A 12,430-nucleotide genomic window follows, 5' to 3' on the forward strand; every position below is an offset into this window, starting at 1 on the left:
AGGCTCATCCGAGACGTCTGCCGAGGTTTTGGAGCCGAGACCGTTGTCCGCACCAATCGCGATCGCGCTGAGAATGCGCTTCGCTGGAAGCGCGGATAGTTCCTCAATAGTTACTCAGTCGGCGCGGACGAGCCTTCGCTAGCAACGGCCAAAGGGCCTCTGACCTGCGAAAACGTGTCGGGGGTGACTGGATTAGACCCTGCGGTCTCTGCCTGTTGGTTGTCGTCACCATTGATCGTCCGGCGCGCGTGGCCGATCTACCACCGACTGTCGGCCCCTCCGGATAGGGTCAGATTCGAGAACTGGTGACTGGTCGGGGAGGAATTAGACGGTGGTCGATGAGCAGATTTCGCTCAGCGGGGAGAGTATCGACGTCACGCCGCACCCACGACTGCTGGCCGTGCTGGGCGACATCGAGTTCGCTCCCTGGCAATGTTTGGCGGAGCTGATCGATAACGCCTTCGACGACTTCTTGAGCAGCCCGCCCAAGGATGTCAGCCCTCGGGTCGCCATCAGCCTGCCAAGCCGCGACTCGGATCACCGAGACGCCCAGGTCTGGGTCAGCGACAACGGCCGGGGGATGAGCCTGGAGCACCTCAACAACGCGCTCTCGGCGGGCTGGTCCAGCAACGCCCGCTACGGCAAGTTAGGGCTCTTCGGCATGGGCTTCAACATCGCCACGGCGCGGTTGGGCAACACGACCAAGGTGCGCACCACTCGGGCCGGCGACCCCGAGTGGGTCACAGTCACCCTCGACCTGCAACGAATGGCGTCCCGGGACAACTTCCTGGTGCCCGTCATCCGGGAGCCTAAGGACGACCCCGCCGAACACGGCACCCAGGTCATCGTCAGCGACCTCCGCCAGGAACAGCACGACCTTCTCTCGCGTCAACAGTCCAAGATCCGCGACCTCCTCGGCGACGTCTACTCCTATCTGCTGCGTGACCGGCACTTCTCGTTGCTCGTCGACAGCAAGGCCGTCCGGGCGCTCCTGCCGTGCGTTTGGGGCGAGGAACGATTCGTGGTCCAGCGCGGAGAGAAGTACCCGGCCTACATCGAGATCAACAAGGAACTCACACCGCTGAAAGCCTGCCACTCCTGTGGCCGCTGGCAAGACCTGACCGCCCGCGAGTGCGAGGAGTGCGGCAGCACCGATCTCGAGGAACGAGAGCGCCGCATCACGGGCTGGCTGGGCATCCAGCGCTACTCTCACAAGTCCGACTTCGGCATCGACTTTCTACGCAACGGGCGCAAGATCCTGGTGCGTGATGTCAGGCTATTCGCTTGGGAAGACCCCAACGAGCCCGGTGCCCGACCCGAGGTCGAGTACCCGATCGAGGTCCCCTACGAGGGTCGGATCGTGGGGGAAATCCACATCGACCACGTCCGCGTCAACTACCAGAAGAACGCGTTCGAGTACAACACCGTCGAGTGGAAGCACGTCGCGCGCACTCTGCGAGGTGAGGGGCCGCTCCGCCCGAACATCGCTCGCGTGGCGGGCTACCCGACGAACGAATCACCTATCGGTCGACTATTCACTGGCTACCGCAGACTCGACCCGGGCCTGAAGTGTCTGGTCCCTGGTGACGGCTCCCACGCCATCCACGAGAAGGCCCGCGAGTGGTCCAAGCTGTTCCGCAAGGGCGAGCCCGACTACCAAGACGACCACATTTGGTACGAAGCGGCCAAGCAGCACGACGAGCCGAAGGTCATCGTGCCGCCCGAGGCGAGCGACACCCTCGCGGATGGCGACGGGGACGCGCGCAACCGGCTCGACATCCCCGAGCCCACCGATTCCCAACCCGAACAGGGCGACCCAACTCCTCCACGGGAGACCGAGGACCAGAAGCAGGAGCGGTATCGCCAGTCCGGGTCGGTGCTCCACGACGTCTCAGGCGACTACGCCCTCCCCGGCTTCGGGAATGCCTTGAAGGTGACCGTGTACGCCATCGCCAATACCGAGGTCACTGACACAAACGGGGAACGGGTGCCCGTCTATGTCCAGCAGCAACGGGGCAGCGATGTCCATGTCTTCGTCGACTTCGACCACGCGCTCTTCACCGAGTTCGGCGGCGACCCGCGCGAATACGCGGTCCTCGGCATCGCGGAGCACATCCGCGACCGACGTGGCAGCCACCAAGGGCTGAGCTCGATCATCGCCGAGCTCAAGGACCGATGCCTCCCGGATCAGAAGCTGACCCCGAGCGCGCTGGGAGCGCAGGCACACGCGCTGCTCGACCGCGTCCGCGTCATCATGCGCCCGGTCATCGCCGGAAACTCCGAAGGCTTCTGGGCCTACGTCGTCGAAGCCGAGCAGGCTGCGGCTGAACAGCGATTCGCCCAGAAAGGTCTCGACACCGACTGGCAGCAGGCTCGCGAGAGCGGGGACTGGATCCTCTACGCCTCCTCGGCGGCTCTGTCGCGTCTGATCCAGCAGAGACCGGGCGAGTTCCTCGATGGCAGGGTGTTCCGCGCCTCGTACTCCAGCTTCACCGATAACCACGCCCGGGCACTCACCGTGAACCGCCTGATCGGATATCTCAATGACGCCGGTCAGCTGGCCGAGCACCAGACGCGACGCCGCCCCGACGAGTTGAACCGCGGCAAGTTGAGCTGCCGGCTTCTCGAGGCCGAGCTCGTGGATATCGAAGAGGTATCGCCATGAGCGACTCCTTCGTAGACCCCCGACAGCTCATCCTGGGTGGCGAGCGCCGGTTCACCGCGCAAGTGGAGCGGCTCCTCGGCCTCCTTCGCTACGGTGATATCGCCAACATCGACGGATCCGGCGACGTTGGAGGCGACCTGCTTGCCACCATCGCCGGTCAACAGTGGGTCTTTCAGGCCAAGTGGCAAAGACAGGGCAGCGTCCCCCGGACGGCGGTCGACGAGGTCTCGAACGCGATGGACCACTACCGCGCGCATCGAGGCGTCGTGGTCACGAACGTCAAACCAAGCCGAGACGCCGTGGCGCGAGCCCAAGTCCTCGCGCGCACCGGACAGCGCATCGATTTCTGGACCGGCGCTGACCTTCAGCAGCTGTGGGAGCAAGCGCCCGATCAACCGCCTCGAATCCGGCTGCGAAAGTATCAAAGTGACGCGGTCGCCGCCCTGATCGACGTCCTCGACACCGAAGGTCGGGCTCTGCTGGTTCTCGCCACGGGCCTCGGCAAGACCGTCGTCGGTGGGGAAGTGATCGCCCACCACCTTTCCTTGGACCCGAAAGCCGACATCCTGGTCGCGGCCCACACCAAGGACTTGGTCGCTCAGCTCGAGCGGGCCATGTGGCGACACCTACCCAAGACGGTCAAGACGCAAGTCCTGACCGGCGACGAGAAGCCCAAGGACATCCACGGCGTCACGTTCGCCACCGTCGCCAGCGCGCTCAACGTCGCCCTCGCCGGATATCGGCCGTCGCTGGTGATGATCGACGAGACCCACCACGTCGGCGAGGACGGACTGTATGGACAACTTCTCGACGACCTCTCGGAGGCAAGCCAGTTCGGCGTCACCGCAACACCGTGGCGGGGCGACAAGTACGACATCGAAGCCCACTTCGGCGCGGCGTCGTTCAAACTCGGCATCGGCGAAGGCATGCGCTTGGGCTACCTCGCTCAGGTCGACTACCGGCTCTTCCTAGACAACATCGACTGGCATGTCGTGAAGGACGTCTCGCGCCGCTCCTACTCGATGAAGGAGCTGAACTCCAAGCTCTTCCTCCCCGAACGCGACGAGGCGATCCTCGACGAGCTTGCCCAAGCCTGGCGTTCCACGCTCGACCCCCGGGCCATCGTCTTCTGCCAGACCAAGGAGCACGCCGAGAGGATGGCGGAGCTGCTGCGCCGGACCCCCGAGTGGCGAAACGTCCAGGCCATCCACGAAGGATTGAAGGTCCGTGACCGCCAACTCCGACTGCTCGACTTTCGATCCGGACGGGTGCCGATCCTCACGGCCGTCGACATCCTCAACGAAGGTGTCGACGTCCCCGACGTCAACATCATCTGCTTTGCCCGGGTCACCCACAGCAGACGCATCTTCGTCCAACAGCTCGGCCGCGGCCTGCGCCTGCGCGAGGGCAAGCACAAGGTCATCGCACTAGACTTCGTCAGCGACCTCCGGCGCGTCGCCGCGCTGCTCAACCTGCGTCGGCAGGCCAACGCTGAGGAGATCGAGGTCCTGCCCAACGTGCCCCAGCCGCAGATCACCTTCAGCGACGCACAAGCCGAATCACTGCTGGAGCAGTGGATCCTGGACGCCGCCGACCTGGAGACCGCCAACGACGACGCGCGTCTGCAGTTCCTCGACCCAGACCTTCCCGCCTCATGAACGCCAGCCAGTCCCGTCGCGTCCCACGCGACCAAATCGAGTCGGTCGTCAAGGCGCTCTACGCCGCTGCCGATCGCCTCGACTGGGAGCACCTGCCTCCCAGCGCTAGGACGAACCAATACGACGAGTGGGTCACGGACACTGAAATCGGCGGCGTCCTGACCAAATACATGAGCGTCGAGAACGCCCGATCGTGGATCAAGGACGGGCCGATGAAGGAGTACGGTCGTGCCCGACTGGGCGCCGGCCGCTACGCGAGGTTCGGGTCCTCGACTGGTCCGACCCCGCGGCAGCTCGTGGCCCACGCCCTAGGGAACGACGCCGTTACGGTCGACGGATCCGTTGGCATCAAGCCGTTCCACTGCTTAGCCACCATCGATGGGGCGACGACCTACCTGGCGTGGGACTCTGCGAAGAACCTCCGCCACCTCATCTGGGCCTCCATCGACTACCTTGCCGACCATCCCTCCAATGCCGCCTGCGTCATCGTCCTGGAAAGCATGGAGCGCCCGACCACTCAGGCTGAAAGGCGGCGACACGCGCGCATCGCCGAGCGCTGCTCCATCCCGATCAAGTACTACCGCGCGGCGCAGCGCCCTTCTGGAAGCGGTGAGAAGTCGTGACCCGCAGTCCCGAAGTCACCTCGCGCATCATGGGCGCGGTCAAGCACACGGGCACGCGGCCGGAGCTGATGCTTCGTCGGGAACTGCATCGCCGCGGGCTGCGCTATCGAGTCACCTCGAAGCTGATCGGCAAACCTGACCTCGTCTTCGGTCGCGCACGTGTCGCCTGCTTTGTCGACGGCGACCGTTGGCACGGCAACGGCTGGAAAACACGCGGACTCACCGCCTTCGAGGACGAGTTCGAACACGCCAACTCCGGATTCTGGAAGAAGAAGATCGAACGCAACATCGAGCGAGACCGAGAAGTCACGCACGCACTGACCAACCTGGGGTGGCGAGTCGTCCGGATCTGGGCTTCCGAGATCGAGCGCGACGTCACCGCCGCAGCCGACCGCGTCGAAGCTGTCGTTCGCGGTCGTCGGGAAGGCGGCGAGGGATGACACGCGCACTCACCTCCGTCGAGCTGTTCGCCGGCGGCGGCGGCATGGCTCTGGGCACGCGGCAGGCGGGGTTCGAGCATCGCGCCCTGGTCGAGTGGTACAAGCCCGCCGCTACCGTGCTTCGTCACAACGCCCGCCGCCGGCCCGACCTGTGGCCCGAGGAAAACGTCCACGAACAAGACGTTCGCCATTGGCTCCAGGAGACCGCCATCTCCGCCGGCGAGATCGACTTGGTCGCAGGCGGGCCACCGTGTCAGCCGTTCTCGCTCGCCGGTGTTCACGCAGGTGACGAGGACGAGCGCAACATGTTCCCCGCCGCGCTCGATGCGGTCCGCAAGTTCCAGCCCAAATTCGTCATCTTCGAGAACGTGCCCGGCCTCACCCGCCCGTCCTTCTTGCCTTACTTCACTTACATCAAGCATCAGCTGGAGAAGCCCACCGTCGCCGTGAAGGGCGATGAGCTTTGGACCGAACACGACGCGCGGATCCGAAAGGCCAGCCCGCGTTCGCTGCGCTACGTCGTTAAGCAGCACCTGCTCGAAGCTGCTGACTTCGGACTTCCCCAAAACCGGCGACGCGTTTTCCTCATCGCAATGCGAAGCGACCTGCCGGGGGCCGCCATCTGGCCAGAAGACATCTTGGGTGATCACTCACGCGACGCTCTGCTTTACGACCAATGGGTGAGCGGCGACTACTGGACCGAACACAACCTCGCTATGCCCGATCAGCCCGACGGCATAGAGTCGCGCATTCGGGAGCTCAAAGAGACCGGTCGCCCCGACAAGGGCCGTTGGCAGACAATCCGGGACGCCATCAAGGGCCTTCCCGATCCGCTCGACGGCATGGACGCGGATGGAGTCGCGAACCACCGTGGCATCCCCGGAGCCCGCGCGTACCCGAAGCACTCCGGCAGCCCGTTCGACTGGCCAGCCAAGACGATCAAGGCAGGCGTTCACGGCGTCAGCGGCGGCGAAGCCATGATCCGATTCGACGACGACACCCTTCGATACCTGACAGTGCGGGAGTCCGCCCGGATCCAAGGCTTCCCAGACGACTATGAGTTCCCCGTGCCCCGCTCGCGCGCGATGGGAGCCATTGGAAACGCTGTCGCGACTCCTCTCGCGCGACTGCTCGCCGAGAGGCTCAGGGAGCACTTTGCTGTCTGAGCGCACCCGGGTCCTTGCGACGCAGTGCTGGCGAGCCCGCTCTCACGGCGGGCATCGTCAGTCTCGTGCTCAGATGAGCGAACCCCACCACGGAGGTCGTTGGAACCTCGCCTCGGGACTCGCGCGGTTTCGGTCAAGCCCGGCGTGACGCGCTGATAGTTTGTGGCATCGTGACGGAACAAGGAAGCGGTGACCAAGGGCGTTCGACGATCGCCAGCGTCGAAGATTTGATGCGGCTGCTCGGGCCCGTTACCGCGGAGGGCCGCGAGACTTGGTATCGGGGCCATCGCGACCAGAGCTGGCTCCTGGAGCCCTCCGTCCACCGCACACCCGCACACCGCGACACCGAGCTGGCGATGCTCGCCCGGTTCCGCCAAGAGGCGGCTGCCGCCGGCTTGCCGTACGCGTTCGACGAGTGGGGTTGGGTAACCTTCGCCCAGCACCACATGCTGCCCACCCGGTTGCTCGACTGGTCCAAAAGCCCACTCGTGGCGCTCTACTTTGCCAGCGAACGCGTCGCGGCTGCAGGCGCAGAGGGGATTGAGCAGGACGGCGAACTCTTCGTTCTCTATCCGAACAGGCTCAACGAGGAAGCGGGCGACGCCGGGGGCGGCCACCCCGCCCTCTTGCACGACAGCGAGATCTCGCTGCGGGAGTATTTGCCCGGCGGTGATGGCGGCGCCCGCAGGAAGCCCAGGGCAGTGGTCGCGCCGCACTCGTTCGATCGGATCCGTTTCCAAGCCGGAACGTTCACGGTGAGCCAGCGCCCACTGGCGGGTGAACCGGATGAGCCGCTGCGGCGCGCAGACGCGCTGCTGTCGTTCCTCGTTCCCTCGGATGCCAAGCGTGACATTCGAACCCAGCTCGAGGTGCTGGGCTTGAATGAAGCGTCGATCTATCGGGATCTCGACCGGATAGCCAAGTCGATCAGGTCACAGCACGGAGGAGGAGTCTCGTGAAGATCCGGACAGAGCCGTTGCGCGAGCTGTCCGTGACGCGCTTCACTCGCCTTCGGTCGGTTATCGACATGAACCCCGCGTACCAGCGTGAAGGTGGCGTGTGGAAGGAGGAGACTCGCAGCCGGCTGATCGACTCGATCCTCAACGGCCTTGATGTACCCAAGCTCTACTTTGAGGTACCGACGACCAAGCACCGAAACGATCAAGGGCTCACCGTGCAGTACGCGGTCATCGATGGCAAACAGCGACTCGAAGCCATCACCGCCTTTCTCGACGGGGAACTGGGCCTGGCCGACGACTTCTGGTTCTTCGAAGATGAAGACGTGCGTGCCGGCGGCATGACCCTGCAGGACCTACGCGCGTCCTATCCCAACCTCGCCCAACGGTTCCTCGACTATGAGCTTCCGGTCGTGAGGGTCAACACCGACAGCGTCGATCTAATCGAAGAGATGTTTCAGCGGCTGAACGCGTCCTCTGCTCTGAATGCCGCTGAGCGAAGGAATGCGGTTTCAGGGGCTACCCGCGACGCGGCGAACGAGCTCGCGGAGCATGAACTTCTCGTACGCCGATCCCCGATTAGAAGCGCGCGCTACAAGTACCGCGAGCTTGGAGCCAAGTTCCTCGCTATCGAGCATCAGACCGCAACGAGGAACCGCATCGTCGACACCAAGGCCGCGACGCTCTACGACCTTTTCGTGGCGACTCACGGAGCCAATCCGTCTCTGTCCCCTTCGACGATGAAGCAGTATCGGGATCAGGCCACGGCGACGCTCGATCGGATGTCGTCGGTGTTCGAGACCGACGACCCTCTCCTGGCCTCTATCGGGACAGTCGTCGTCTACTACATCGTCTTCCGCGAGACGACTGCGATGGCATCAGCGACGAGGGCCAAACTTCTCCAGTTCGAGGAGCTTAGGCGTGAGGCGTCACGGATGCCTGAAGACGACTCAGGTTATAGCCGACCGGCCAACGGCCGGTTGCGCGAGTACAACGTGTTCGTCCAATCGACCAACGACGGGCGCGCCCTTGAACGTCGGGCGGAGATCCTGAGCGCCTTCGTGACCGGGCACGCTCAAAGCGACCCGCTCGCCGGCTTGGACCAACTCGACGATGTCGACCCGCCGGAACACGACGACGTCGAGGAGTAGCCAAGTCGCCACGAAATCAGAGGGTGGCCAGCCGACGGCGAGGGGCCGCGACCACGCGAAAGTCACCCCGCCTGAAGCGGCCCGTCGCCGAGCACTCTCCGCCTGCGTGGCGGGCATTCGCGCCGGTACCGTTTATTGGCCGGAACGATCGGATCCTGTCCGCAACGCACGAGTATCCTGAGGTCTGGAAGCGCGGGCGAATCCCTCACCAAACCGCGTGAATCGGTAGGTTCCGGCACGGAGCAGAGGTAGTCGCGATGCCCTCGAAGGCATCCAGAGGACTCGGGTTCATGACCGTCTGCGTTCTCGACCACTGATCGGCTGGCGCGCGTGAGTGGAGTTGGCACGTCTGCGGTTCAGATCTGGTGCTCGATGGAGCGCGGCACTTCGGCGCCCCATCGAGTGTGGCAGCTGTCGTCGACGGAGCGACCGTACTGTCGGGGGTGGTCAATCCATCGGCCGAGAGTCTCGTTCAGACGGGCGAGGGATGGTGTCACCGTATCCGTACGGAGCAGCGTGGCGGCCGATCCGGGGTCGAGGCCGGCTCGCTCTGCTGTGCTGAGCCGAGCGACGAGGCGACGCCACTGGTCGGCATCCTTGGCGGCGCCGATCTCCTGGCTGGTGTAGCCGGCCGCGAGTAGGGCGGTGGTGTAGCGGCGTTCGCGGGCAAGGGCGTGGAGGGCTGAGCCTTCGGCGGCGGCCCGGGTGGGGCTTGCGTCCGTGGCGGCTTCGTCGGCGCGCGTCTGGAGAGCCGAGACGTCGGCGGCGCCGTTGGCAAGGACGCCGCGCAGGACTGTGAGTGGGTCGGTCTCGGGTAGGTCGTCGTGGGCGGTTCCGCGGTCGGGGTCGTAGGTGGTGTCGACGTAGAGCAGGTTGGCCTCGCGGCCGCGAGTGGCCATGACGTAGAGCGGTTCGCGGGTCGTGGTGGCGGTGACGTATGCATGTGCGATGTCGACGGTGCGGCCTTGGGCGCGGTGGGCGGTCATGGCGTAGCCGAGGTCCAGGTGTTCGGTGACGTATGCCGCGGGCAATTCGACCGAGTCAGGCGCTTCAGCAGCCCTTCCGGGCCGCATGAGCGTCACCGAACCATCCGGACGCAACGCTGACACGGTCCAGGTGTCGCCGTTCTTGACCCACCCGCTACGAACGGCCAGGTCGCGGTTGTTGCGCCGGGTGACGACGACGTCGCCGACTCCGATGACTGTTCCGTTGGCGGTGGTGACACCGTGGTCACCGACTATGCCGGCGGCCACCCGGTCGGCGCGGGCGCGGGAGTTCAGCTCGGCGACGGTGGTCGCGTCGGCGGCGACCATGACCGCGGTCCGGCCGGCATCGATGTCGGCCCGCCACGCGGCGTACAGCCGGTCGAGGACATCCTCGCGCGGGCCTCCGGTGACCCGGCCGTGTGCCTGGTAGATGTCGATGCTGGTGCGGTGCCCGGCGCGCAGATGCAGGGAGGTGTCGCGTTCCCATTCGTGCCGGAAGCGGCGGACGACGCCGAGCTCTGGTGGGTTGTCGCGGTCGGCGACGAGGAGGGCGAACGCACCGCCGGCTTGGACGGGGGAGAGCTGGTGGGGGTCGCCGACGAGGAGGACCTTGGCATGGGCGGTGCGGGCTTCGGTGGTGATGCGGTGAAGGTCGCAGGTGGAGGCCATGGAGGCTTCGTCGACGATGACCAGCTGTCCGGGGGCGAGTCCCCACCGGTTGTGTTCGGCGTCGATGCGGTCGCGGCGGCGCTGCAGAGCACGCGTACGCAGGGAAGGGGCGGCGTAGCGGAGCCGGGCGTCGAGGCGGGCCAACTCGGCCTCACGCTGGGATTGGCGGTCGTGTTCGGTGAGCCACTTGGCGGTGTTCTCGGTCGGCACGCCGACGGCGGATGCGAGGACCTCGGCGGCTGCTGCGGAGGGTGCGAGCCCGACGACGGCCCCGGCCCCGTAGACCGCCTCCCACGCGGCGCGGACGCCGGCCATGGCGGTGGACTTTCCTGTCCCGGCCGCGCCCACGAGGACGTCCAGGGCGCGGCCTGATGTCACGATGGAGACCACGGCGGCGGCCTGGTCGGGGCCGAGGACGGTGTCGGATCGGGGTACTTGTGCGGCGACGGCGGCTTCGGCGAGGACATGTTCGACGATCGGTGCGTCCGTCGTGCGGCCGGCGTCGACGAGCGCTTCCTCGGCCGCCAGCGTCTCCTTGGTCGTGAACGTGACGCCGTCACGGGCACGGAACCGGGACGACCCATCGGCTCGGACCAGCTCGGCCGGGAGCGACTCGATGCCGTCGTCGGGGGTGAGCCGGACGGCGGCGTCGAGGACTAGCCCGGTCACGCCCTCGACCGCCGCAACACGGTCCGTGGCGGTGGTGAACCTGTGCCCGTGCAGCTGTCGGACGGCCTCGGCGAACACGTTGGCGCGGTTGAACACCGACCGCTTCGACCCGACGTGGGCCAGGGTTCGCTGCGCGGCGGCGCCGATCACCGCATGGTCGACGCCGGCCCGCTGGCTGGCCGCGTTGGCGCCCTCGCGGGCCAGTCCGGCAACCCAGCCGGGACCGTCCATGCCGATGATGCGCTCGGCCCGGGCCAGCCAGCCGGCGACGAGGTCGTGCAGGCTGTGCCGCTCCTTCTCCGGCCGCGTCGACAGGGTCGCCTGCTGCCGCAGGCGGAGCACCTCGTCCGTGCTCGGACGCCGCCCGTGCGAGGCCACGAACTCCCCGACAAGGTGTTCGGTCGCCGTCTCGATCTGGTGCGCCCGCTGGGAGAACTCGTCCATCAGCGCCTCGGGAACCCCGGCCACTTCCCACGCCGGGGCAGCGGAGCGGGGGCGCTGCCGGGCCTCCCATGCCCACCCGAGCTCGACGGTCAGCCGGTCGGCGAGGACAGCGTTGTACAGCTCGGAAAGGCCCACGGTCGCTCGGAACAGCGCCTTGGAGTCGAGGGTGCGCCAGCCGCCGTCGGAGACGGCCTGCACGCGGTTGAGGACGACGACGTGGGTGTGCAGTTGAGGGTCGCCGGCCCTGGAGTCCCAGTGGTCAAACGCTGCCGCGATCACCCCACGGACGTCTTGGGAAACCACACCCCCAGCACCGGTTCGGGTGGTGAACACGTGCCGCTCGGCATACGCGAGGACGTCCTCGATCGCCGCCCGGTGCGCCGCATGGATGCGCTCGCGGGTCGCGTCGTCGGCCAAGGCCCACGCGACGGACACGGACTTGGGCGCGGAGAAGGTCAGGTCGAACCCAGCGACCGTCTTCGCGGACTTGCCGACCCGCCCGCTCGGGCCGATGAGCTGGGCCCGGTCCGGCTGCGGGGGCCGGCCGAGGGGCTGCCCGGTCAGCGGGTCCTGCAGCATCCCGAGCATCCGCCACAGCTGCTCCTCGCTCACCAGCGACCCGGCTGCGATTCCCTCGCCGGCGCCGAGCCCGGCGAGCCCGGCGCCGAGAAACCGGCCAGGTGGGGTGCCCGTCGCGGCGTAGTACGCGGTCAGCCCGGACACGCCACGCGCCTCGTCGGCGCGGGCCACCGACGACATCAGGTACGCGTACCCGGCGCCGAGCGTCATCCGCCTGATCGACATCGTCACGAGAGGGTCTACGGGAGCCGGCGGGGCAGCACCCGCCCACGGAGCGCAGCGACCGTGCCAGAGGTGTGGTGATCAGCGGAAGGGTGGAAATGACGGCGAGGTGCCGGGCGGGGTCGCTGGCGTATGTCGGGTCCCTGGCCGTGGGTCGGGCGAGGCGGGGACGATGAGCGGCAATGCGTGCATGGGCAGTGGA

8 protein-coding genes are annotated in these 12,430 nt (G+C 66.5%); 7 read left to right on the forward strand and 1 reads right to left on the reverse strand.

Translation table 11 applies throughout. The features are described 5' to 3' along the window. Positions 1 to 331: 331 nt before the first annotated feature. The 7 genes from ACFUC1_RS02785 (at position 332) to ACFUC1_RS02815 (ending at position 8,659) form a co-directional block, all read left to right on the forward strand. Positions 332 to 2,665, forward strand: coding sequence for an ATP-binding protein (locus ACFUC1_RS02785; protein ID WP_379116391.1), 2,334 nt, complete (start codon positions 332 to 334; stop codon positions 2,663 to 2,665). After that, positions 2,662 to 4,323, forward strand: coding sequence for a DEAD/DEAH box helicase family protein (locus tag ACFUC1_RS02790; protein WP_379116392.1), 1,662 nt, complete (start codon positions 2,662 to 2,664; stop codon positions 4,321 to 4,323). Before ACFUC1_RS02785 ends, ACFUC1_RS02790 begins: the two co-directional genes overlap by 4 nt. Further along, a complete protein-coding gene (locus ACFUC1_RS02795; RefSeq protein WP_379116393.1) occupies positions 4,320 to 4,946 on the forward strand; it encodes a hypothetical protein in 627 nt (208 codons plus the stop codon). Before ACFUC1_RS02790 ends, ACFUC1_RS02795 begins: the two co-directional genes overlap by 4 nt. Beyond that, positions 4,943 to 5,386 (forward strand): very short patch repair endonuclease, encoded by a 444-nt coding sequence (locus tag ACFUC1_RS02800; protein WP_379116394.1) that lies wholly within the window; start codon positions 4,943 to 4,945, stop codon positions 5,384 to 5,386. The genes ACFUC1_RS02795 and ACFUC1_RS02800 overlap by 4 nt, the downstream gene beginning before the upstream one ends. Continuing rightward, positions 5,383 to 6,552 (forward strand): DNA cytosine methyltransferase, encoded by a 1,170-nt coding sequence (locus ACFUC1_RS02805; RefSeq protein WP_379116395.1) that lies wholly within the window; start codon positions 5,383 to 5,385, stop codon positions 6,550 to 6,552. The genes ACFUC1_RS02800 and ACFUC1_RS02805 overlap by 4 nt, the downstream gene beginning before the upstream one ends. 170 nt (positions 6,553 to 6,722) lie before the next feature. Continuing rightward, positions 6,723 to 7,511, forward strand: a complete 789-nt coding sequence (locus ACFUC1_RS02810; protein WP_379116396.1) for an FRG domain-containing protein — start codon at positions 6,723 to 6,725, stop codon at positions 7,509 to 7,511. Further along, the gene (locus tag ACFUC1_RS02815) at positions 7,508 to 8,659 is read left to right on the forward strand and encodes a DUF262 domain-containing protein (RefSeq protein ID WP_379116397.1); all 1,152 of its coding nucleotides are present in this window, start codon (positions 7,508 to 7,510) and stop codon (positions 8,657 to 8,659) included. Before ACFUC1_RS02810 ends, ACFUC1_RS02815 begins: the two co-directional genes overlap by 4 nt. A gap of 356 nt (positions 8,660 to 9,015) precedes the next feature. Here ACFUC1_RS02815 and mobF read toward each other — a convergent pair whose 3' ends face one another. Next, complete coding sequence (gene mobF, locus ACFUC1_RS02820; protein ID WP_379116398.1) at positions 9,016 to 12,231, reverse strand: MobF family relaxase; 3,216 nt, start codon at positions 12,229 to 12,231, stop codon at positions 9,016 to 9,018. Between the last annotated feature and the right edge of the window lie 199 nt (positions 12,232 to 12,430).

Origin of the sequence: Pedococcus sp. NPDC057267, from assembly GCF_042668795.1 — a bacterium.
Taxonomy (GTDB): Bacteria; Actinomycetota; Actinomycetes; order Actinomycetales; family Dermatophilaceae; genus Pedococcus.

Excerpts from the sequence above, each read along its gene's own strand:
- ACFUC1_RS02805 (WP_379116395.1), top strand. The coding sequence starts at position 5,383 with ATGACACGCGCACTCACCTCCGTCGAGCTGTTCGCCGGCGGCGGCGGC.
- ACFUC1_RS02790 (WP_379116392.1), top strand. The coding sequence starts at position 2,662 with ATGAGCGACTCCTTCGTAGACCCCCGACAGCTCATCCTGGGTGGCGAG.
- ACFUC1_RS02795 (WP_379116393.1), top strand. The coding sequence starts at position 4,320 with ATGAACGCCAGCCAGTCCCGTCGCGTCCCACGCGACCAAATCGAGTCG.
- mobF (WP_379116398.1), bottom strand. The coding sequence starts at position 12,231 with ATGTCGATCAGGCGGATGACGCTCGGCGCCGGGTACGCGTACCTGATG.